This is a genomic window from Sulfurivirga caldicuralii (assembly GCF_900141795.1).
In the GTDB taxonomy this organism is placed as follows: Bacteria; Pseudomonadota; Gammaproteobacteria; order Thiomicrospirales; family Thiomicrospiraceae; genus Sulfurivirga; species Sulfurivirga caldicuralii.
On record NZ_FSRE01000004.1, the window covers coordinates 89188 to 112166 of the forward strand.

General features: G+C 60.6%; 19 protein-coding genes. 5 read left to right on the top strand and 14 right to left on the bottom strand.

Annotated features, from left to right (window positions below):
* Positions 1-32 precede the first annotated feature (32 nt).
* Entirely contained in the window at positions 33-2300 is a 2268-nt protein-coding gene (metE, locus tag BUQ81_RS08160) for a 5-methyltetrahydropteroyltriglutamate--homocysteine S-methyltransferase (protein WP_074201918.1), read from the top strand.
* A 15-nt stretch (positions 2301-2315) separates the two neighbouring features.
* On the opposite strand, the gene BUQ81_RS08165 is transcribed toward metE, so the two are convergent.
* Positions 2316-2744 carry an EAL domain-containing protein gene (locus BUQ81_RS08165; RefSeq protein WP_084188327.1) on the bottom strand — a complete coding sequence of 143 codons (429 nt, stop codon included), beginning with the start codon at positions 2742-2744 and terminating at the stop codon, positions 2316-2318.
* An 82-nt stretch (positions 2745-2826) separates the two neighbouring features.
* Positions 2827-3780: an SEL1-like repeat protein gene (locus BUQ81_RS08940; RefSeq protein ID WP_074201920.1), complete on the bottom strand. Its 954-nt coding sequence runs from the start codon at positions 3778-3780 to the stop codon at positions 2827-2829.
* Positions 3781-3901: 121 nt separating this feature from the next.
* Between BUQ81_RS08940 and BUQ81_RS08645 the strand changes: the two genes are divergently transcribed.
* From BUQ81_RS08645 to BUQ81_RS08190, 4 genes are all read left to right on the top strand, one after another.
* Positions 3902-4027: a helix-turn-helix domain-containing protein gene (locus BUQ81_RS08645; protein WP_143598490.1), complete on the top strand. Its 126-nt coding sequence runs from the start codon at positions 3902-3904 to the stop codon at positions 4025-4027.
* 86 nt (positions 4028-4113) lie between these two features.
* Complete coding sequence (locus BUQ81_RS08180; RefSeq protein WP_074201921.1) at positions 4114-5232, top strand: MFS transporter; 1119 nt, start codon at positions 4114-4116, stop codon at positions 5230-5232.
* A gap of 55 nt (positions 5233-5287) precedes the next feature.
* Positions 5288-7438: an AMP-binding protein gene (locus tag BUQ81_RS08185; RefSeq protein ID WP_074201949.1), complete on the top strand. Its 2151-nt coding sequence runs from the start codon at positions 5288-5290 to the stop codon at positions 7436-7438.
* A gap of 8 nt (positions 7439-7446) precedes the next feature.
* Positions 7447-10131 carry a DUF748 domain-containing protein gene (locus tag BUQ81_RS08190; protein WP_159432282.1) on the top strand — a complete coding sequence of 895 codons (2685 nt, stop codon included), beginning with the start codon at positions 7447-7449 and terminating at the stop codon, positions 10129-10131.
* A gap of 237 nt (positions 10132-10368) precedes the next feature.
* Here the strand turns inward: BUQ81_RS08190 and BUQ81_RS08195 are convergent, their stop codons facing one another.
* The 12 genes from BUQ81_RS08195 to BUQ81_RS08250 form a co-directional block, all read right to left on the bottom strand.
* Positions 10369-11007, bottom strand: coding sequence for a hypothetical protein (locus BUQ81_RS08195; RefSeq protein WP_074201923.1), 639 nt, complete (start codon positions 11005-11007; stop codon positions 10369-10371).
* A 21-nt stretch (positions 11008-11028) separates the two neighbouring features.
* Complete coding sequence (locus tag BUQ81_RS08200; protein ID WP_074201924.1) at positions 11029-11907, bottom strand: LysR family transcriptional regulator; 879 nt, start codon at positions 11905-11907, stop codon at positions 11029-11031.
* 229 nt (positions 11908-12136) lie between these two features.
* Positions 12137-12802 carry a hypothetical protein gene (locus BUQ81_RS08205; RefSeq protein WP_074201925.1) on the bottom strand — a complete coding sequence of 222 codons (666 nt, stop codon included), beginning with the start codon at positions 12800-12802 and terminating at the stop codon, positions 12137-12139.
* A gap of 52 nt (positions 12803-12854) precedes the next feature.
* Positions 12855-14471: a BatD family protein gene (locus BUQ81_RS08210; RefSeq protein WP_074201926.1), complete on the bottom strand. Its 1617-nt coding sequence runs from the start codon at positions 14469-14471 to the stop codon at positions 12855-12857.
* Complete coding sequence (locus tag BUQ81_RS08215; RefSeq protein ID WP_074201927.1) at positions 14465-16303, bottom strand: vWA domain-containing protein; 1839 nt, start codon at positions 16301-16303, stop codon at positions 14465-14467. Before BUQ81_RS08215 ends, BUQ81_RS08210 begins: the two co-directional genes overlap by 7 nt.
* The gene (locus BUQ81_RS08220; protein WP_084188328.1) at positions 16300-17307 is read right to left on the bottom strand and encodes a VWA domain-containing protein; all 1008 of its coding nucleotides are present in this window, start codon (positions 17305-17307) and stop codon (positions 16300-16302) included. The genes BUQ81_RS08215 and BUQ81_RS08220 overlap by 4 nt, the downstream gene beginning before the upstream one ends.
* Positions 17304-17777, bottom strand: coding sequence for a DUF4381 domain-containing protein (locus BUQ81_RS08225; protein WP_074201928.1), 474 nt, complete (start codon positions 17775-17777; stop codon positions 17304-17306). The genes BUQ81_RS08220 and BUQ81_RS08225 overlap by 4 nt, the downstream gene beginning before the upstream one ends.
* Positions 17774-18676: a DUF58 domain-containing protein gene (locus BUQ81_RS08230; protein ID WP_074201929.1), complete on the bottom strand. Its 903-nt coding sequence runs from the start codon at positions 18674-18676 to the stop codon at positions 17774-17776. The genes BUQ81_RS08225 and BUQ81_RS08230 overlap by 4 nt, the downstream gene beginning before the upstream one ends.
* A gap of 2 nt (positions 18677-18678) precedes the next feature.
* Entirely contained in the window at positions 18679-19635 is a 957-nt protein-coding gene (locus BUQ81_RS08235; protein ID WP_074201930.1) for an AAA family ATPase, read from the bottom strand.
* 39 nt (positions 19636-19674) lie between these two features.
* On the bottom strand, positions 19675-20664 hold the full coding sequence (gene cmoB / locus BUQ81_RS08240) for a tRNA 5-methoxyuridine(34)/uridine 5-oxyacetic acid(34) synthase CmoB (protein ID WP_074201931.1): 990 nt from the start codon (positions 20662-20664) through the stop codon (positions 19675-19677).
* Positions 20661-21425, bottom strand: a complete 765-nt coding sequence (cmoA, locus tag BUQ81_RS08245; protein ID WP_074201951.1) for a carboxy-S-adenosyl-L-methionine synthase CmoA — start codon at positions 21423-21425, stop codon at positions 20661-20663. Before cmoA ends, cmoB begins: the two co-directional genes overlap by 4 nt.
* A gap of 67 nt (positions 21426-21492) precedes the next feature.
* A complete protein-coding gene (locus BUQ81_RS08250) occupies positions 21493-22761 on the bottom strand; it encodes an MgtC/SapB family protein (protein ID WP_074201932.1) in 1269 nt (422 codons plus the stop codon).
* Positions 22762-22979: the final 218 nt, after the last annotated feature.

Sequence of the window (22979 nt, forward strand, 5' to 3'; positions counted from 1 at the left end):
CCTGTTCATCACCTAAAACAGGAGATGAACACATGATACATAACCTCGGATTTCCCCGTTTTGGCGCCCAGCGTGAACTGAAGTTTGCGCTGGAGCGCTACTGGCGTGGTGAGCTGTCGCAGCACGAGCTGTTGGCGGTGGGACATGAACTGCGTCTGCGTCACTGGCAGCTGCAGCAGGATGCCGGTGTGGCGCTGATCCCGGTGGGGGATTTTGCCTACTATGATCACATGCTTAACATGAGTACGCTGCTGGGCCATATCCCTGCGCGACACCGCAACGAAGGCGGCAGCTATGATCTGGATTGCTATTTCCGCATGGCCCGTGGTCGTGCCCCCACGGGGACGCCGGCGCCCGCCTGTGAAATGACCAAGTGGTTCGATACCAACTACCACTATATCGTGCCGGAACTGGAAGCGGATACCACCTTCGCTATTACCGACGAGAGTCTGTTCAATCAGGTGGCGGATGCGCAGCAGGCTGGGTTTCACGTGAAACCTGTTCTGGTCGGTCCCGTGACCTATCTGTATCTGTCCAAGGGGGAAGGAGATCGGCTGGCATGGCTTGACAGGCTGCTGCCGGTATATCAGCAGATTCTGCAGCGTCTGAAAACCATGGGCGTGGAATGGGTGCAGATCGACGAGCCGGCGCTGGTGATGGAGCTGGATGCCGACTGGCAGGCGGCCTATGCCCGTGCCTATGAGGCGTTGAGCGGGCAGGGGGTGAAGCTGTTGCTGACCACCTATTTCGATGACGTGCTGGCCCACAGGGAGTTGATCGAAGCGCTGCCGGTGGAGGGTGTGCACATCGATGTCACCCGTGGTGACGATCAGTGGGAATGGCTGGAAACTTTTCCGCAGGACAAGTTGCTGTCCGTCGGCGGGATTGATGGGCGCAATATCTGGAAAACGGATCTGAATACCCTGCGGGGCCGACTATTGAAGCTGCATGCAGACCGTGGTGAAAACCTGTGGCTGGCACCCAGCTGTTCGCTGCTGCATGTGCCGCTGGATCTGTCGCTGGAAGACAAGCTGGATCCCACCATCAGGCAGTGGATGGCCTTTGCCAGACAGAAACTTGATGAACTGAAACTGCTGCACGACAGCCTGAAGGATGCTGCCGTGGTGGACAGTGAGATCTGGCAGACCCATGCCCGGGCGGTGGAAAGCCGAAAAACAGCTGCTTTGATTCACGACCCGGCCGTGCAGGAACGCCTGAAGGAAACGAAAAATCTAAGCGTGGAGCGCCAGTCACCGTTTGCCGTGCGCAAGCAGGCTCAGCAGGCCTGGATGAAGCTGCCGCTGCTGCCCACCACCACCATCGGTTCCTTCCCGCAGACGCCGGAAATCCGCAAGGCGCGCCGCGACTACAGGCAGGGCGTGCTGCCGGAGCATGATTATGTGGCCGCCATGCAGGCGGAGATTGCCCATGTGGTCAAGGTGCAGGAAGAACTGGATATCGATGTGCTGGTGCACGGCGAGCCGGAGCGCAACGATATGGTGGAATACTTCGGCGAGCAGCTGAAGGGCTACACCTTCACCCAGCATGGCTGGGTGCAGTCCTACGGTTCCCGCATGGTCAAGCCGCCCATTATTTATGGGGATGTGAGCCGTCCGGCGCCCATGACGGTGGAATGGTCGAAATATGCCCAGAGCCTCACCAGCCGCCCCATGAAGGGCATGCTGACCGGGCCCATCACCATGCTGCAGTGGGCGTTCGTGCGCGACGATCAGCCGCGCTCATTGACGGCGCGTCAGATCGCCCTGGCCATCCGCGACGAGGTGCAGGATCTGGAGGCGGCTGGAATCAAGGTGATTCAGATCGACGAGCCGGCGCTGCGCGAAGGCCTGCCGCTGAAAAAATCCCGCTGGGCGGCCTATCTGGACTGGGCGGTGCACGCCTTCAAGCTGAGCGCCAATGGGGTGGCGGATGACACGCAGATTCACACCCACATGTGCTATGCGGAGTTCAACGACATTATCGACGCCATCGAAGCGCTGGACGCGGATGTGATCTCCATCGAGACCAGCCGATCGCGCATGGAGCTGCTGCAGGCGTTTGTGGAGCATGCCTATCCCAACGACATCGGGCCGGGGGTATGGGACATTCATTCGCCCAATGTGCCGGAAACCGACGAGATGATTGCGTTGCTGGAAAAGGCGATCGAAGTCATTCCGGTAGAGCGCCTGTGGGTGAACCCGGACTGCGGTCTCAAGACCCGTGGCTGGGCGGAGGTGAAGCCGGCCTTGGTCAATATGGTGGCCGCGGCCAAAACCCTGCGTGCCCGTTACGACAGCTGAGTGCCGCTTTACGGCTTAGTCTTTTGACCCGTCCTCAGGACGGGTTTTTTGTGCCTGCAGAAAATCGATCAACGCCTCCAACGGCATGGGCCGGGCGTAGTAGTAGCCCTGCACCAGTTCGACACCGGCTTCGCGTGCGGCAGACAGCTGTTCGGCCGTCTCCACCCCTTCGGCGACCACATGCATATCGCTGGCGCGGGCAATGTCCACAATGCCCCGCAGGGTTGTGCCCCCCTGCGCCTTGGCGTGAAACATGGCCTTGTCGGCAAAGGACAGCAGCGCTTGCAGCGTGTCGCTGTCATCAGGATAGCAGGCGATGCCGATACTGGTGGAAATACTCAATTGCTGGCCACCGATGGTAAAGGTAGTATTAATGGCATGGCGGAAAGAGAGGTTGCTATCGCTTGAATGGTTGGCAACATCTCCGCCCCGCCAATAAACGATAGTGCGTTAGGCTTTTTTGAAATAAACGCTATTCAATTTTTTTGATTTTTTAGTCTTTCAGCCTGGCAAAGAATGCAAAGCCTTAGTGTATGCCTTGTTCGTTCAGGATTCTGTAATTGTCGCATCCGAGTTGGAAGCCATTGTCGCAGGCCTGCCCAAAAAGCATTTTCGCTTTCGACTTGTCCTGCCTCACTCCCTGGCCTTCAACATACATAACCCCCAGGTTATTTTGCGCCCCGGCATGCCCCTGTTCAGCAGCTTTTCTAAACCACTTTACCGCTTCTTTGTAATCTTGCCTCACTCCCTGGCCATTAGCGTACATAAGCCCCAGGATGTTTTGCGCCTTGGCATGCCCCTGTTCAGCGGCTTTTTTGTACCACTTTGCCGCTTCTTTGTAATCTTGCCTCACTCCCTGGCCATTATCGTACATAAGCCCCAGGAAGAATTGCGCCATAGCATCCCCCTGTTCAGCGGCTTTTTTGTACCACTTTACCGTTTCTTTGTAATCTTGCCTCACTCCCCGGCCTTTAGCGTACATAACCCCCAGGTTGATTTGCGCCTCGGCATCCCCCTGTGCAGCGGCTTTTTTGTACCACTTTACCGCTTCTTTGTAATCTTGCCTCACTCCCTGGCCATTAGCGTACATAACCCCCAGGTTGTTTTGCGCCTCGGCAAGCCCCTGTTCAGCGGCTTTTTTATACCACTTTACCGCTTCGTTGTAATCTTGCCTCACTCCCTGGCCGTTCTGGTACATAAGCCCCAGCTCGTATTGCGCCCAGTCATACCCTTGTTCAGCGGCTTCTTTAAACCACTTTGCCGCTTCTTTGTAATCTCGCCTCACTCCCTGGCCATTAGCGTACATACCCCCCAGGAAGAATTGCGCCATAGCATCCCCCTGATCAGCGGCTTTTTTAAACCACTTTACCGCTTCGTTGTAATTTCCATTCGCGTAAGCCTTGAGACCATTCTCATATGGGCCTGCATATACTAGTTCCGCCAGCAGTAGGAAGGCTATCGCTATCGCTATCCTTTTCATTTTTAACTCCTGTCATTATTCACGGATTCAACTAATCAGTGCAGCACCTTGAGGTGACAAGAAGGGCCAGCCGGGATAGCATGGACTGTGCGCCTTCTAACCACCACGAAAGAGGTGCGCCATGGCCGACTACCAACGACTGACCCAAGAGGAAAGATACCAGATCTGGGCGCTGAAAATAACAGGAAAAGGGATCAGCGCGATCGCCTGTGAACTCAACATCCATCCACCATCAGTCGGAAATTAAGACGCAACACAGGACTGAAAGGCTACCGCCCAAAACAGGCCCACAGACTGGCACAACTTTTCTTGATTTGTTAAGGGGTTTATTTTGTGTTTCACGTGAAACCGCAGAGTGCCTTCTGGAGCCTGTTTACCGTGCAGTTTCTGGGCGCGCTAAATGACAATCTGTTCAAGAACCTGCTGGTTATGTGGCTCACCTTTGAGGCGACGCTGCCGCACAAGGGGGTGTGGGTGAGCGCGGCGGCGGGCATCTTCATTCTGCCGTTTGTGGTGCTCTCGCCGCTGGCGGGTCAGCTGGCGGATAGTCTGCCAAAGCACAGGCTGATTCGCTGGATCAAGGGCGGCGAAGTGTTCATTATGGCGCTGGGGGTAGTGGGCTTCATGTTGGGATCGCCCTGGCTGCTGCTGATGGTGCTGTTTCTGATGGGGGCACAGTCGGCCCTGTTTGGACCGGTGAAATACAGCATCCTGCCGGATTTCTTCCGAGATGAGGATCTGGTGGCGGTCAATAGCTGGTGGAGCGGCTCGACTTTTGTGGCCATTCTGCTGGGCACGCTGGCCGGCACCGCCGGCTATGCCCATTGGGGTGTACAGCCCTGGCTGGTGGGGGTGGTGGCCCTGTCCGTGGTCGGTTGGCTGGCTGCGTTGTGGGTGCCGCCCGTGGCGGCTGCGGCGCGGACGTTGTGCCTGCAGTGGAATCCGTGGCGGGCGGTACACACCAGTCTGCGTTTTGCCCGAAGTCATCACGCCTGGCCGATCATGCTCTCCATCAGTCTGTTCTGGATGCTGGGCGGCATTGTGCTCAGTCAGATTCCACTGATGGCGGATGCGCTGGGTGCGCCGGCCAGTGCCGCCTGGTTGCTGATGACTTTTGCCATTTCCCTGTCTGCAGGTGCTGGCCTGGCTTATCTTCTGCACCGTGAGCACATCCGTTTGCCATGGGCATGGTGGGCACAGGCAGCGGCGGCGTTGGCACTGACAGGGGTGTGGCTCGTCTTTCCCGAGCACAATACGCTGTGGTGGGCGCTGTTTGCGCTGGCGGCGCTGGCGGGGGGACTGTGGATCGTGCCGCTGTATGTGTGGCTGCAGCGCTATACGGATGCGGCGCATCGGGGGCAGCTGTTTGCCGCACTGAATGTGATGAATGCGCTGTTCATGGTGCTGGGTGCGGGACTGGCAATGGGATGGCACGCGCTGCACGGCAGTTGATTGGATACAGGCGTGGTATCCTTATACGATTGGAAGATTGCATGAGGTCAAGCCGGTGAAATTTCTTGCCAAGCTGTTGTTCAAGCTCTTTTACCGTGTGGAAGTGCGCGGGCTGGAAAATTACCACGCCGCCCGTCAGAGCGAGCGCCCCATTCTGCTCATCGCCAACCATGTCTCGCTGCTGGATGGTCCGCTGATCGATCTTTTCATCCCCGGCAGGACCACTTTCATGATCGACAGCCGGCAGATCGTCGGCCTGCGCAAGTGGCTGCTGAAGCTGGCGGATTACGTGGCGGTGGACATGCTCAATGCCATGGCCACCAAACATCTGATCAAGGCGCTGAAGGCGGGCAAGCAGTGCATGATATTCCCGGAAGGGCGTATCACTACCACCGGCTCGCTGATGAAGGTGTATGATGGCACGGCGATGGTGGCCGAAAAGACTGGTGCGATTGTGGTGCCCATTCATATCGAAGGGGCACAATTCTCCAAATTCTCTTATCTGGACGGTACGCGAGCAGCGTGGGTGCGTCAGCGCTGGTTCCCGAAAATCGTGCTGACGGTGCTGCCGCCAAAAGAGATTGCAGCGCCGGCGGACCTCAATGGACATCAGAAACACCGCTATCTGCAGAACAAACTGTTCCTGCTGATGCGCGACAACGCCTTTTATGCGCGCTATCAGCCGCGTTCGCTGTTTGCCCAGCTGGTCCATGCGGCGGATTTCTACGATGGCAAGGGAATCTGTCTGAACGACATCAACCAGGCGCAGATGTCGCGCAAGAAACTGATCATCGCCAGCAAGGTGCTGGGTCATGCCCTGGAAAAGGAAATCGCCGGGCAGAAACGGGTGGGTGTGCTGCTGCCCAACGTGAGCGGGCTGGTGGCCACCTTCTTTGCGCTGCAGGCGTATGGCCATACGCCGGCCATGCTCAACTTCACCGCCGGCGCCGGGCCCATGTGTTCCGCGTGCCGCACGGCCGAAGTCGAGACGGTGGTTACCTCGCGCAAGTTCGTGGATGCCATGGCGCTGCATGCCGTGGTAGATGAACTGGCCAAGGTGGTTCGGATCATCTTTCTGGAAGACGTGCGTGAACAGATCGGCGGCCTGAGCAAGGTGCTGGGCGTGTTGCGTTCGGATTCCAGCGTGCCGGGTTTTTATGCCGAGCCGGACGATGAGGCGGTGGTGCTGTTTACCTCCGGTTCTGAAGGCGCGCCCAAGGGGGTGGTGCTATCCCATGCCAACATTCTCGCCAATATTGAGCAGGTGAGCGCCATGTTGCAGATGCTGCCCCATGAAACTGTGTTCAATGCGCTGCCCACCTTCCATTCCTTCGGTCTGACGGCGGGGCTGCTTTGGCCGCTGCTTAAGGGTGCCCGCTGTTTCCTCTATCCGTCGCCGCTGCATTACCAGGTGATTCCGGAAATGGCCTATCAGGTCAATGCGCGCTACATGTTTGGCACCGACACCTTCTTTACCGGTTACGCGCGCAAGGCCCATCCCATGGACTTCTACAACATCGCCGCCTTTGTGGCCGGCGCTGAGCGTCTGCGTCCGGAGACGCGACAGTTGTACGCGGACAAGTTTGGCAAGCCGATTTACGAAGGCTATGGCGTTACCGAAACTTCGCCGGTGCTGGCGGTGAATATTCCGCAGTCGCACAAGTCGGGTACAGTGGGCCAGTTCATTCCGGGCGTGGAATATCGCCTCGAGCCGGTGCCGGGCATCGCCGAAGGGGGTCGCTTGTGGGTGAAGGGCCCCAATGTGATGAAGGGCTATCTGTTCAACGACAACCCGGGTGTGCTGGTACCACCCAAGGATGGCTGGCACGATACCGGCGATATCGTCAAGGTGGACGAGGAAGGTTTCGTCACCATTCTTGGTCGTGCCAAGCGCTTCGCCAAGATCGCTGGCGAGATGGTCTCGCTGACGGCGGTGGAAAATTACATCAACAAACATTCACCAGAGGGACACCATGCAGTGGTCTCTGTGCCGGATCCGAAGCGCGGCGAACAGCTGGTGCTGGTGACCGATGACGAGACGCTGAGCAAGCAGACCATCAAGGAGGCCGCACGCAAGGCGGGCGTGGCCGAGATCATGATTCCCAAGACGGTTATTCTGGTGGAGCAGGTGCCGATTCTGGGAACCGGCAAGACCAACTACCCGGAAGTGCAGAAGATTGCTGAACGCCATTTCAATGGCAATTGATGTTTCACGTGAAACACATCGCCGAATTGCTTCGCATTGTTCTGCTTGCCATCCTTTTGCTGATGGTATGGTTGAGCCTTGCCTGGCAGCCGCTGCTGCGCATGGGGTTGGAAACGGCTCTGCATGAGCTGGGATTCACACACGCTCGGGTCGGCGATGTCGGTGGCAATCCCCTACGGGGGCAGCTGTGGATTCGCGAACTTCGCTTTGACCAGCATCAATATCTTGAACAGGTGCATTTGGCGGTTGATGTTGCGGCCGCATTGAAGGGTCGCTTAGCCGTCCATGGTATCGAGATCAACGGCGGTGCGGTGTCCCTTGCCTTTGACAGGGATGCGCTGCACTGGGGGCATGTTACGGTTCCGCTGCAGTCCGAGCCCAACACCCCTGCGACTGCGCCGGCCTTGCCGTTTCCCTTTTCGCTAAAACGGGCGGTGGTTAAAAATCTGCGCGTCGAGCTCAAGCCCGGCACCACAACGCAATCTGTGCGCATCCAGAATGTCCGTCTTGCTGCTATTCATCTGCCCTTCGAGGATCAGCCGCTGAAGGCAGACTGGGATCTGTTCTGGGAAAACAGCCGCATTTCCGGCGAAGCCACTGTCGACGTGCCCGCGCAGCACGCCCAGGGTTTTATTGGCATTCAGCAGCTCAACGCCGCTCAGCTCGAGCCGTGGTTGAAACACTATGCGCCAGACGCTGCTGAGCTGGCGTTTGAAACGCTGACGCAGAACTGGCGCTTTGACGCAACTGGGCTTGATCCCGCTCACTTTAAGTTGTGGGGCAGTGGCTCGATTCAGGCGCTAAAAATAAACAAGCAGCAGGCTGGCCGCGTTGACATCAAGGGTACGCTCCGAGGGGAATACACTGACAAGAAGCTGAGTGTGAACTTTGCGGGCACAGGTAGCGCGCACGACCTGCGCACGCCCGAGGTCCTGCTTGGCCGGGCGACCTTCAATGCAACCGCTCTGCAGGTGACGCGCTCAGGCAACACATTCAATGCGCATTTCAAGGGTGCGACGCGCCTTGAAGGCCTGGCGGCGATGCAGGCCGACACGCGACTGCATCTCAACACCCTGCGCGGCGATGGGCTGGATGTCCAGGTGAAGGCGGACCCGCGTTCGCACGTGCAACTCAGTCTTGGTGGTCAGCTCCGTGCCGAAGCGCTAAAAATTCAGACTGAAGCCACGCGTCTCAAGGTGGCGGAAATGGCCTTTTCGGGGGGGGTCCCCGACTTTTTGCGGGCGACAGTTTTTGCCAAGGGGAACAAGCCGCCTGAAATCGGGCTTGCAGGGCTTTCCGGACAGCTAAAGGGCGTGGAGGCGACCTCTGTGGGGCAATCGCTGCAAGTGGGTTCAGTGGCGCTTGCCGAGGCGAGTTATGACAAGACGGGCGTGCAGTGGCAGGCGATCGTCGTCGATCGGGCCGATGCGCGTAACGGAGAAGATCGGGTTCTGGTGAATGCGTTGCGTGTGGCCGCTGGGGATGGGGATTTGTCGCAGCGGCGCCTCAACGTGCAGAAAGTGGCTATCGATGGCGCACTGTTGCACTGGGAGCAGCCACAGACGCCCGATACAAAATCGTCATCCCAGCTCAATACGCCACACCCGGCAGCCAGCAGCGGGGAAACGTCGCCAGTGTGGGGCGTGTCCGTGGGTCAGTTCCTACTGCAACAGGGGGTGCTGGACCTGCACTTGCGCGCGCCGGCGCCGGCGGCGGAGCGGTTGCTGGTGCGCCGACTGCAACTGAATGACTTTTCCACGGTCTCAAGCAGATCAGCAACCTTTTCGATGGATGCCGTGCGGCCGCCATTTGGAAAGATTACCTCGGCAGGTTCGTTGCAATGGCTGCCTCAACATGCGCTTGACGCCACCCTGCAGGCTCGGGATCTGGACCTGACGGCTTGGACCCCATGGATTCGTCAGGTGCTGGAGGTGGGGCTCAACAGTGGCACGCTGAATGTGGATGCCAAGGGGCAATTGCGCGGCAGTCGGCTCAATGTGGACACGCAGCTGACACTGTATGGTGTGGAATTTGATGACACTACGGCTGCGAACTCGAGCAAACCTGCGAATCCGCTGGCGTCCTCCCAAACGGCAGGCGAGGCACTGGCCCTGCAACAGGCACTAAAACTGCTGGAGGAAGACGATGGCATAATTCGCCTGCGGCTACCCATCAGTGGCGATCTCGACGATCCCCAGTTCCATTTCATGGACGTGTTCCGCATTCTGTTCAAAAAGGCGGTGCAGCAGGCAGCTGTAACCGGCCTGTCGCAACTGCTGCAGCCCTATGCCACCTATCTTACCGTTGGTAAGTTTCTCTACGAGCAGATTACCGCCATTCGGCTGGCTCCGATTGAATTCGTTCCAGGCAGCACGCGTATGAAAACGCCTTCCGCCTATCTGGACAAGATAGCTACGCTTGTGAAGAAACGTCCGAAACTGGTGGTGAAACTGTGCGCTCAGGCTGCGAGGGCGGATCAACAGGCGTTGCAGAAGGCGGGTCAGTTACCGAAGGGTGCTGCTGGTGACAAGGTGTCTGCAACGCTGATTTCGCTGGTGCGGCAGCGTCAGGTGCAGGTGAAGCGGGCGATTTTGCAGCGAGCTGGCAATATTGATTCGGCGCGCCTGGTGCTGTGTCGTCCGCTTGCCAGGCTATCCGAACAGCCGCCGCGTATCGAGCTGCTGGTCGAATAAGACTGCAGGCATGACCGGAGTGGCCACCGAACGGGGTGATTCTGATTTGGAACAAGGCGAGCGCGTCAGGGTCATTTCATGGGGACGAGCCACTACGCTGCATTGGACGAGAATCACCCTGCCCCTGCAGGGTGCGGCGCAATGGCGATTTCTGCTTTGTGGATCGCCTTGCATTTGACCCTGTCAAACCCAGCGGCTCGCGCCAATCCTCTGCCGCCAACTCCTGCAACGCGCGCGTTACAGCCCGACGCTCTTGCCCAGTTGATCGAGAAAGCGCTCCGCTTCGGCGGGGTCGCGCATCATGCGCGTGGTGGCGTACAGCGACATGAGCTGGCCAAAATCGCGATAGGGGAGCACAGTTTCGTGGCCGACAGCCCGCGGCACGGTGTTGAGGCGGGATTCCGTTTCCACCATGGCTGCCTCTGAATCGGGCAGGGCGGTGCCTTTCAATTCCGCGTAGATTTCATCGATGGTGCGTGCTGCATCGGCACTGGTGACGCCGCGGGTAAAGACCAGTTCACGCGTGATTTCGTGCGCCAGTGCGCTGGTCAGATCAGCCAGGTGCTCCAGCTCGCTTTCGCAATGGCCACGGTAGTTGGAGAGCAGCGCGGACAGGTGGGTGGTAAGGCGTCGCGCAAACACTTCCGGGAAGTGGGCCACAAACTGCTCACCGGCAAAGGTGAACAGCAACCCGAACTGGGTGACTTCCTCCACCAGCACGCACACCGGGACCTGCTTGCCGTCGACATCATCCACGGCGCGCACCTCGACACTCCAGTTGAGGCTGTCGCGGGGCAGTTCTGCGGGCGTGGCTTCCAGAGGAAAGCGTTTTTCAAACAGCGCCTGGGCGCGATCACTCAGATAAAACAGCATCATTTTCGTCCACTCATTCAACCATCAGCTCAGCGTGATTTCGCCGAGGGCCACTACAAACCACTTCAGCGCCTGACCGCGGTCGGTCTTGCGCCACACCAGATACTGTTCGCTGGTGGGTTCCGGCTCGCCCAGCACAACCAGTTCACCCCGTTCCAGATAGGGGGCGGCGAGCCACTGCGGCAGCCAGCCGTGACCGAGCCCGGCCAGCTGGGCCTGCAGCTTGTCGTCCAGGGTACTGACCCGCAGGTTGTTGCGGTGATCGTTCGTCTTGGCCTTGCGCCGCGGCAGCTGACAGGCGGTATCTTCCAGAACGATGATGGGATAGTCGTCCGCATTGTCCTGATCTTGCAGCACGGGGTGATCCGGTGCGACGCAGTCCACCATCGCCGTCTTGCCCAAGGCTTTGGTCAGCAGCTGCCGCTGTTCCGGCATGGGTGCGGGTGCACCCACGACGATATCGCAGCGTCCGGTCATTACCGCATCCCATGCGCCTGCCAGCACTTCGCGCTGGATATTAATGCGCGTAGGCGTTTCCAGCGCCTGGAACTGCCTGATGACATCCAGTACCGGCTGGATTGGCACCATGGCTTCGATGCCGATGGTAAGCTGCGCTTCCCAGCCGTGGGCCACTTGCTGCACATGATGGATGGTCTGCTGCATCACATCCATCAGCTCGGGGATCTCTTTCATCAGTGCCCGACCCGCCGGGGTGAAGATGACGCGCTTGCCCGTCTTTTCCAGCAGCTTGGCACCCACCTGTTTTTCCAGCTTGCGGATCTGATAGCTGATGGCGCTGGGCACGCGATCGAGGGAATCAGCTGCACCCTTGAGGGTGCCCTTTTCTCCCACGGCCTTGAGCGCAATCAGCGCATCCCAGTCGAGAAGTGTCTTGTCATTCATGGGCAATCTTTATAGTTAATCAAATTTTTTATTAAAATAGTTTACCACTATCCACTTTTGCGCGTGCTGCTTTGTTTAACAAAAAGCGGCTACAGACTTCATTTTTTTGCTTTACATCTATTCTGATGGGGCGTGTATCCGCGGTTTTCAACCCATTGTCCCGCCGTGTGCCTGAAAACAAAAAGCCCCGCAGGAGCGGGGCTTGGAGCATGCAGGTTTTAGCCTGGGTTTACCAGCCGTAGCTCACGGCAATGGAGACATTGGGGTAAACCACATCGCCGATATCGTTTCTGGCTTTCTGCTCTTCCTTGCGGATTTCCGTATCAGGATCTTTGCCTTGTGCCTGAATTGCCGTACGCACAGTGTTTGATGCACTCAGGGATACATCGGCTTTTCCGAGGAACCAGGCACCCAGATCAAAGCGGAACCCCCATCCCTTGGGTGCTGCGTTGCCCCAGCCAATGCCCAGATAGGGTGCAGAGTCAAAATTTGCTTTGCCTCGAAGGTCGCCCGGATTAATCGATACAGTTGCATCACCTACTGTGGTCGTTTCTGTGGAGGCGTTTTTTACGCGCAGTTCATTTAGGTTGTTGGCAAACCCGGCGCTGACGCGGAAGTTACCGGCAAAGGGGTGCCAGTCCAGATAGGCGCCAACGGAGCCCAGATCCAGATCCACGTCGTAATCCACGTCGTCGATGGTCTTAGTATCACTCAGGCGCCATTTGGTGAATTCGCCGCGCAGGGTAACCTTGTCGTTAATTCTGTAGCCCAGCGCAATCCCGGCGCCTGCGGTGCCGCCGACAATGCCGACACCTACATTATTGACTGTGTCCGCCGCCTGGGCGGCGATAGGCGCCGCAACCAGCATTGCCAGGGCAAGTGAACGCATCTTCATTAAATGATCCTCCTCGTTGTTTTGGTGAAAAACCTTCTGAACTATATGAAAGCTAAGCGTCGGGATAAAGGGGCTTCAGCGTCGAGGCGGGTGGCGCTTTTTTGGCAGGGATTTGTTCAATCAGACGACAAAGGGTCTCTTTGGCCGCTTCGGCCTGATGGGTATCGGGCTCAACCAGCAGTGCCCGCTCCAGTGTATGCATAGCTTCGGTAAAGTTGCGGTCCTGGGGCCAGCGGTCCCGCTGTTGCAGCAGAGTACGATAAAAGGCCTTGGGCGCCAGATGACACAGGTCGCTCTGCTTTCGGCCCGTCGGGTGGCGCGTGGCCTGAGTGTCGCCGGTCTCCGTCTGATGGGTGGTGCGGACGCTAAGGCGTCGCTGCCGCCACCACAGGCCCATGAAAACCAGTGCCAGCAGCGTCGCTGCGGCGGTGGCCAGCTGCCAGCGCTGCAGAGCCGAACTGTCCTGGGGCGCGCCGGGATGGACTACCGGGGCCTTATTTTTAGGTTCGATGGCTTTCAGCGTCTGACGGCTGGCTGCCGGCTCAATATGGAAGGTGCGTGCCGGCAGGGTTGCCTTGCGTATATGCTTCGCGTTCACGTCCCACCACGCGAGCGCCAGCGCCGGCAGGGTCAGCTCACCGGGCTTTTCAAACAGAAGCGTCCAGCGCAGCACCTTGCGGCCATGCACGCCATCCGTGCGCAGATCGTTATCCAGCTGCGGCGGCTCTGTGTAGAAGCGGATACCGTCCACCTTGGGCATGGGCAGGTCGGGAATGAGGGTGGCCCGCTGTCCATCCGCGTCGATGGTCAGCTCCAGGGTAGCGGTATCGCCTGCCTTGAGGGGCTTGTCGATGCCGATCCAGCGGGCCTTGAGGGTGAGGTTGTGTGCAGGCAACCACGGCGTGCCATCTGGCCAGCTGTTCGGAATCGGCAGCACTTTCACCGAGAGCGGCTGCGTGTTGCCGCTTACCTGGCGCAGACGCTGATCCAGATAGAGCTGGCCCTGAAAGCCCTGCGGCGGAATGGTGAGTGTGCCGGCCTCCGTGGGGAAAAAGGCATAGCGCCATTCGAATACGGTGTAGGGCAGCCCGTCCACCAGCTTGCGGTAGGTGGCCTGGTTGGCCAGCCTCAGAACCTGTGCCGTGCCGAAGGTGGGCGGTGCCACTGCACCGTTGATCAGATCGCCGCGGTAGTAGAAGCGTAGCATATAGAGGCCCTGCTGCTGCACATAAAGCGTTTGCGGGCTCACGCTGTTGTCGAGGAAATAGGCAGGATGATCTTTCAACGAGTTGCTTGCCGGTTTGACGTTGACCGTGAGCGGCCGGGTGGACATTTTTCCCACCCTGATGGGCGGGATCGTGAGTATGCCCGTGCGTTTCGGCGAGAGCTGCACGCGCCACTGCTCAAACTTGCGCATGGCGCCATTGGCCACCATCAGCTGGGTGTTGTTCTCCTGCGCCAAGCGCCTGAAATCCTGATCCAGCACGGAAAAGTCCGGCGCCGGCAGGGACTGGGTGACGGACAGATCGCGGGCGGTAACGGTCAGCGTAATCACATCGCCCATCTCCACCTGCGCGCGGTCCACTTCGGCCTCCAGCGTCGTGGCCAATGCGCTGGCCGAGAGGATGAGCAGTCCCATGAGGATCAGTCCACGCAGTGCGCTTACCATGCCTTGTCTTCCTCCTGCTGCAGGCCCTTTTGCTGCAGCTGATATTCAAATTTCCGCTGGAAATAGAGACCCGGCTCATCCGGGACCTGTTGCAGCCAAGGTTCGATCTTGCGTGTGTCAAGCTGTTTGCTGTTGTCGGCTTTCTTTGCCGAGGGATTGGCCGGCACGGTAACCGCTTTATCCGGGCTGCCGTCCTGATTGGCCTTCCTGGTTGACCTGGTGCCAGGCTGAGCCGGTGCCTTTTGTCCGCCGGCAGGGGGGGTCCCCGATTTTTTTTCGGGCGGTTTTTTTGCTGCCTGCGGGCTGGGTGTCTGCGCTGGTTTTTTTGCCGGTTGTGGGCGGTTTTGTGGTGGTGGGGGCCGTTTTTCCGGTTTTTGCTGTGGGGTGTTGGGATTGGACTGCTGTGCCGATGGCGTGTTGCCGTTTGTCTGGGATTGCGGCGCCTGTTGCTGGCGCAAGAGCCTGCGCATCAGTTCGGCATTGGCCTTGGCATCCCCGAAATCGGGACGCAGGCTGAGGGCCTTTTCATACTGCCGCAGCGCTTCGGCGTAGCGGTGCTGACGGGCGAGAATATTGCCCAGATTGTAGAAGTCTTCAGCGCTTTTCGGGTTGCGCAGGGCGCGTTGCGCATCCTTGAGCCGGCCGGCACGATAGCAGGCGGCGGCTTTCCAGCGCGGGTTTTCAAACAGGTCGCAGGCCAGATCGTAATGCTTGAGCTGCCACTGCTGATACGCCTGTTGATCGGGCGTGCGGAAAATGTCGCGCCAGTCGCTGCGGCTGGTTTCGCGCCTGTCGTTGTCAGCCTGCGCGAAGACAGGGAGGGGGTGCAGCACCGGCAGGGCGGTAAGCAGCACGAACACCCAGCCACGGCGGAACAGCAGGGCACTGCCCAGCGCGACCAGCAGCACGAGCCATGGGCCTAGATCCTGCCACTGTCGCACGGTTTCGGCGGCATCCTGCGCCTTGCCCACGGCAAACGGCGGGCGGATGCGTTCGATGTCGCTGTCATCCAGCGTCAGCGGCGTCAGCACGGCATTGACTTCGCGGGCAAAGGCCTGCAGTCGCGCCCACGGCAGGCGGGCGATGACCAGCTTGCCGTCACGATCCTTGAGCATCTGCCCATTGGGCAGCGGAATGGGCGCCCCTTCAGGCGTGCCCACGGCCAGAATCGCCAGTGAATAGTCGTGTGATTTGAAAAAGTTGCGCAGCGCTTGTTCGCGATCAAGATCGTCGGTGATCCAGATAATGTGGCCGCGCTCGATCTGTGCGCCACGCAGCAGCGCATCGGCCTGTTCCATGGCCAGATCGGGCCGGCTGCCGAGACGGGGCATCAGCGTGGGGCTGAGGCTGGGCACCAGATTGTGCAGGGTGGCGGTATCATCGCTGATGGGCAGCATCACATGGGCGGAGCCGGCATAGACCACCAAGGCGTACTTCTGCTGCGGGGTGCGCTCCAGCAGATCGAGCAGCTTGTAGCGGGCGCGCACCAGCCGCGAAGGCGGCACATCCTGTGCCAGCATGGACAGGGAAAGATCGAACACGATCACCGTGCCGGTGCGTGTCTTGTGGGCGGGCACGCTCACCTGCGATACGGTGGGGCCGGAAAGGGCCAGCACTGCCAGCGTCCACAGCACCAGCAGGCCGTGCAGCGGCCAGCGTTGCGGCGGGGTACCCGTTTCCAGCTGCAGCAGGCGCAGAATGCGTTCCTCGATTACCGCAGCCCAGCGTCCCAGCGGATGCTGGCGCCGCAGCAGGCCCCACCACAACAGCAGCGACGGCAACAGGGCGATCAGCCACAGCGGTCGCAGAAAGTGCAGGCTGTCCCAACTCATGTGCGCTGCCTCCGCAGGCGGCTGCCTGCGATGAGAAAGCTGATGAGCAGTACGATCCCCAGCGGCCACACGAACAGTTCGCTGTGGGCACGCAGGCTGTGAATGGCGTAGGGGGCGCTTTCCAGCTTGTTAATGGTGTCGTACACCTGGGCCAGCGACTGGGCATCGCTGGCGCGGAAAAAGCGACCGCCGGTCTGGGTGGCGATCTTTTTCAGGATCTCTTCGTCGTAGTCGTAGCCGCCGCCCAGGAGCTTGCCGAGGGTGTTGTCGCGACCGATGGCGATGGTGTAGATCTTCAGACCCTGTTTCTTCGCCTGCCGTGCGGCCGCTAGCGGGTCGGTGATGCCGTCGGTGTTGGCGCCGTCGGTGAGGAGGATCAGCACCGGCTTGTGCGCATCCTGTTCCACCGCGTGTTTCAGGGCGATGGCGATGGCATCGCCAATGGCGGTATTGTTGCCGGCCATGCCGATTTCCGATTCATCCAACAGGGTCTGCACCGTGTTCAGGTCGTAGGTGAGCGGGCTGATAAAAAAGGCGCGCGAGCCGAACACGATCAGGCCGACGCGATCGTGCTTGCGCTTGGCGATAAAGTCGCGCACCACCTGCTTGACCACGGTGAGACGATCCGCCGGCTGGCCGCGCACGCGCATGTCCGGCTTTTCCATGGAGCCGGACAGATCCACCGCCAGCAGGATATCCTTGCCGCGCTGGGTGAAGTCGGTGGGCGTGGCGTACCATACGGGTCGCATTGCCGCCAGCACCACCAGCGCCCACAGCCACCACGCCCAGATGGGAATGCGTTCGCGGCGGATGCGCTGTTGCAGCAGGCCCTTTTCACCGCCCACGGCGGCCTTCAGCCCCTCCATGAGCGTGGGTGCTTCGATGGGGGCTTCCTGTGGGGCGGGCGGCAGCCACTGACGCACGAACCAGGGTAGCGGCAGCAGGGCGATCGCCCACGGCCACAGAAAGTCCAGCTGTTTGATTGCGTCCAGCCACACCGTCACTGGTGATGCCTCCGTATCCACTCGCGGGCGAAGGTGAGCAGGCGTTCGATCTTTTCCGTTTCACGTGACACATCCGCCTGATAGGCCAGCGCCAGCAGTTCGTCCAGATCGTCCGGGGCGATGACACGTACCGCATTGTTGCGCAGAAAGGCCGCCCACGCCTTGCCGTGCAGGGGCGCGATGCGGTCGCGCGTATAGGCGGTGACTGCCACTTGCCGCAGCAGGGCGTTGACGGCTTCCACGGGGTTGTCCAGCTCGCCGTCCCGCCAGCGGCGCTCGATGGCGTTCAGTTGCTGCAGCGCTTCGCGGCGGTAGGCGTCCAGCTTCCAGTTGCGCCACAGGAACCACACGAACCAGGTCACAAAGCCGATGGTACCGACGATAATGAACCACCATACCTCCGCCAGCGGCCACCAGCCCACCGGTGGCGGCAGCACGATGTCGCGCAGACTGGCGAGCGGGTCGTTCATCGCACCACGCCCTGTTGCATCAGCTGGCCGAGGGGCTCGGCGTGGGTGTGCAGGCGGAGCACCGGAATGCGCAGCTGGGCGAGGCGACTGCGCAGCTGCTGCCAGCGTTCGGCGGCGTGCTGGGCATAGCGCTGGCGCAGGCGGGCATCGTGGGTGTCCACATACAGCGCCCGTTCGCCCTGGCGCACACCCACCACGCCGATGTCGGGCAGGTGGTTCTCCAGCAGGTCTTGCACGTGCAGCAGGACGATATCGTGATGGCGGCGCAGCTGGCCCAGCAGCTTGAAGGCGGACTCGTTGAGCGCCAGCCCGTCGCCGACGAGAAATACCTTGCTTGCCGTGGGCGCCAGCCGTGCCGTCTGTTCCAGTGCCTGCTGCCACGCCTGCGGGCTGCGCGGGGTCGGTCGGGCGGCCTGTTGCAGGGCGCTGGCGTGGCGCAGCAGTTCCAGCAGGGCGCGTTCATGGCGCTGTGGTGCAATCCAGGCGTGGCGCTGCTGATCGAAGGTAAGCCCGCCGATGCGATCTTTCTGCGCCAGCGTGAGCCAGCCGAGGATGCTGGCTGCGTGCAGCGCCAGCGTGGATTTCAGTTGCCCCTGGCTGGCGAAGCAGAGCGCGCCGGTCTGGTCGAGCAGCAGCAGGGTGGGGCGCTCGTGGGCTTCGGTAAACACCTTGGTGTGCAGCTTCTGGCTGCGCGCGGTCACCTTCCAGTCGATGTGGCGCACTTCGTCTCCAGCCTGATAGGGGCGCACTTCGGCAAACTCCATGCCGCGGCCCTTGCGCGGGCTGCGCTGCTGGCCACCCAGTTGTGCGATCAGCTGCTGCTGGTGCGCCAGCTTGCGATGCGCCAGCAGCGTGCGCCAGCGGGTCAGATCCTGCAGGCTGGGGTAGAGGCCGTCCATGGTCAGAGCACGGGCACCGTCGCCAGCAGTTTCTCTACCACGGCGTCAGGGGTGATGCCGTCGGCTTCCGCCTCGAAACTGAGCAGCAGGCGGTGGCGCAGCACATCGGCGGCCACCTGCTGCACGTCGTCGGGGCTGACGAAGTCCTTGCCGGCCAGCCAGGCATGGGCACGGGCGGCACGGGCCAGCGCCAGCGTGGCGCGCGGGCTGGCGCCATACTGCAGCCACTGCGCCAGCTGGGCGTCGTAGTCTGCCGGGCTGCGCGTGGCGAGAATCAGCTGCACGATATAGGTTTTCACACTGTCGGCCAGGTGCAGATCGAGCACGGCACGGCGCGCCTCGAACAGTTGGGTCTGCGTCAGCGGCTGCGGCAGGGGGTCGTCGCTGTGGCGCGCCTCGCTTTCCACCAGCTCGAGAATGCGCCGCTCGGCGTCGGCGTCGCGGGGATAGTCGATATTCACCTTGAGCATGAAGCGGTCCAGCTGCGCTTCCGGCAGCGGGTAGGTGCCCTCCTGCTCAATGGGGTTCTGAGTGGCCATCACCATAAACAGCTCTGGCATGGGCAGGGTGCGGTTGCCCACGGTGACCTGATGCTCGGCCATGGCCTCCAGCAGGGCGGATTGCACCTTGGCGGGGGCGCGGTTGATCTCGTCGGCGAGAATCAGGTTGTGGAATATCGGGCCGGGCTGAAACTCAAAGGTGCCGGTTTGCGGACGGAAGATTTCCGTGCCGGTAATGTCGGAGGGCAGCAGGTCGGGTGTGAACTGGATGCGGTGGAAGTCGCCCTCCACCAGCTGTGCCAGGGTGCGCACCGCCTTGGTCTTGGCCAGTCCGGGGGGACCTTCCACCAGCAGATGGCCTTCGCCCAGCAGGGCGATGAGCATGCGGCTGGTCAGGTGTGGCTGACCGATGATGTGGTGGTTGAGCGCATCGACAATTCGATTGAAATGTATCTGCATGATGGCGTCCAAAATTGGTTACGCTTATTTTACAGGGGATCAGCGTTCAGCCAGCACAATGGCGCGCAGGGGGGCGGGGTAGCCTTCCACGGTGCGGGTGGGATCGGCGGGGTCCAGGAAATCGCTGAGGGACTGGCCCTTGGTCCACGCGGTGGTGCGCTGCTCGTCCGCTGTGGTGGGTGTTTCATCCACGCAGCGGATATTGTTGAAGCCGCAGCGCGCCAGCCAGCGACTCAGTTCGGCCACGGAGGGGATGAACCAGACGTTTTTCATCTGCGCGTAGCGGTCCTGCGGCACCAGCAGCTGGCCGTAGGCTTGCGGCACGACCAGTGTCTCCAGCACCAGCGTGCCGCCGGGCTTGAGTTGCGCCTTCAGCTCCAGCAGGTGGTCGATGGGGCTGCGGCGGTGATAGAGCACGCCCATGCTGAACACCAGATCGAAGGCACCGCCCTGCGGTTCGGGCAGGGCTTCCAGCGGCAACGGCAGAAACCACACGGGGTGTTCACCCAGCAGGTTGCGGACCAGCAGAAACTGCGCCAGAAACAGCTGCGTCGGGTCGATGCCGATCACTGCCTCGGCGCCTACGCCGCGCATGCGCCACAGGTGGTAGCCGGAACCGCAGCCCACATCGAGCATGCGCTTGCCCGCAAGGGGTGGCAGGTGGGGCACGAGGCGATCCCACTTGGCATCCGAGCGCCATTCGGTGTCGATAAAAATGTCGAACAGTCGATAGGGCCCCTTGCGCCACGGCATCAGCTTTTTCAGCGCGGCCACCAGCTGCGTGCGCTGTGCTTCGTTTAGTGTGCCGTGGGCCGTAATCGCTGCCATGTCCAGTTCCACTCGTTCCGCCTGGGGCAGTGCCTGCGCCGTCACGACCGCTTCGCTGAAGCGGGGCAGATGGCCGTTGCTATCCGGGTCCATCGCCTCGGCCAAGCGGCGCGGCAAGCGGGTAAGCCACGGTTTGAAGGCCCTGTCCTGCTCCAGCAGGGGCCACAGGGTGGCAAGGTGCTGATAAAAAACGGCGATCATGGGGCCTCACCCTTGATACACAGCAGCGAGGCGAAGTTGTAGGCCTGAAACCACGGCGCCACATGGGCAAAACCGACGCGGTGCAGCCGCGCAAGATGAGTGTCCAGCGTATCGGTGATCAGCACGTTTTCCAGCGCGGAACGCTTCTGGCTGATCTCCAGCTCGGAATAGCCGTTGGCGCGCTTGAATTGCAGGTGCAGGTGCTCAATGGCGTCCTGAATGGCCGCATCGTCAAAGTGTATCTTTTCCGACAGGATGAGTACGCCGCCAGGGCGTAGGCCGTCGTATATGCGCTGCAGCAGGGCTTCGCGCTGGGCCGGGTCGATAAATTGCAGGGTGAAGTTCATCACCACCACCGAGGCGTTCTCGATGGGGATGTCGCACACGTCCGCGCACACCAGTTCGATGGGGATGTCCGAGCGATAGGCGTCCACATACTCGCGCGCGCGCACCAGCATTGCCTCGCTGTTGTCCACCGCCACGATGGTGCATTCCGCCTCTTCCGGCAGCTGGCGGCGCATGGTCAGCGCCGCCGCGCCCAGCGAGCAGCCCAGATCGTAAAGGCGGCTGCCCGGCTGCCAGTATCGCGCCGTCAGCTCGCCGATACCTGCCAGGATGGTCTGATAGCCGGGCACAGAGCGGCGGATCATGTCAGGAAAGACCGCCGCCACCGACTGGTCGAACTGAAACGCGCCCAGTGCTTCAGCGGGCTGAGCAAACAGGGTGTCGCGGGGCGTGTTGTGCGGGTCAAAGGTGTCCATGCAGGGCATTTTAGCGGCTTTGGCGTAGCGGCGAAAAATCGGCCGCGCAAAAAGTCGGGGACCCCCCTTAAAACAGCATGAAGCCGAGCACAATGGTGAGCAGACCGAGAATGCCCAGCCACAGCGCGCTGAGCAGCCCACTATCGCGGTGGCCGAACCAGACGGCATAGGCCGCCTTGAGCAGGTTGTTGGAGCCGGCGGCGAGGACGATGGCGCTGGCCAGCTGCGCGGTGCTGGCGTGGAACTGGCCGTTGAGGATGGAGAGCACGAACGGATCAATGTCGGTAAAGCCCACCACCAGCGAGAGGATGCTGAGCCCCATTTCACCGAAATGCTGGGTGACCAGCTGGGTGATCACCGCCATGAGCACGAACAGGCCGGCAAAGACGAATGCCACCTTCAGTTCCAGCGGATTGGTGTGGCTGTGCTCGATCGCCACCGGCTTGAAGCCATCACGCCGCTCTATCCACAGCAGCCCGGCCGTCACAATAAGGGCCAGCAGAGCCATCGCCGCCAGCGGCACGGCGATCAGGCGGGCGATGGCAAGATCGAACAAGGCGGCGATGGCGATCAGGCGCAGATACATCATCCCCGTGGCTAGCACGATGCCGGCCGCCCACTTGCGGTAGGGGCGCGGCAGCTGATTGGACTGGCGCGCCAGCACCACCGTGGTGGCGGTGGAGGAGTAGATGCCGCCGAACAGGGCGGTAATAAGCACGCCCTTGTCGGGGAACAGATAGCGCTGCGCCACATAGCCCAGATAACTGATGGCGGAGACCACCACCACCGCCAGCCAGGTCTTGAACGGCGTGACCGGCAGCCACGCCGCCACCTGATGGTCCGGCAGCAGCGGCAGAATGACCGCCGAAAGCAGCAGCAGCTTGGCAAGGGTGAAGACCTCTACCGGGGCCAGCGCGCGGCTGACGCGCACGAACTGCTCGCGCATGTGCAGCAGAAACACGATCGCCACGAACACCGCCACTAGCAGCCACAGCGGGTATTTGTCCACCAGCATGCCGTAGTGATACACCAGCACAGCGATGATGAAGGTGAACATACTGGTGAACGACAGGCGCAACTGCCGCCAGTAGAGCAGCGCATACAGCAGCGTCAACGCCCCAAGCCCGGTATAGAAACTGATGGGCGTCAGCTTGTAGAGCACCCAGCCCGTTAGCGCGATAAAGGTATAGGTGCGCGTGCTGCCCAGGTAGAGCTGCGGCTCCTCCTTACCGAAATTGCGACGGTATTCGCGGATTTCGAGCCCGGTAAGGAAACCGAACACAAGCACCAGCAGCAGCTGGAACCACAGTTCATGCTGCAGGTGACTCAGCAGCATGGGAAAAGCCGTAATTCAATCATGGGTTCATCATACGAGCCGTGCGGCAAACTGCAACCATTTTCACGGCAGAGCAAGATTCCGAGAGGAGCTGCAACCTGGCAGTGCGCTTGCCGGCTGCGGGGTCCGGGACCATAAACCCGGGGGTTGTGAGTAAGAAGGCGGATCCTCTTAACAGCCTTTGACGGCCCTTTGGGCCTGCGCCGTCGCCTTGCTCC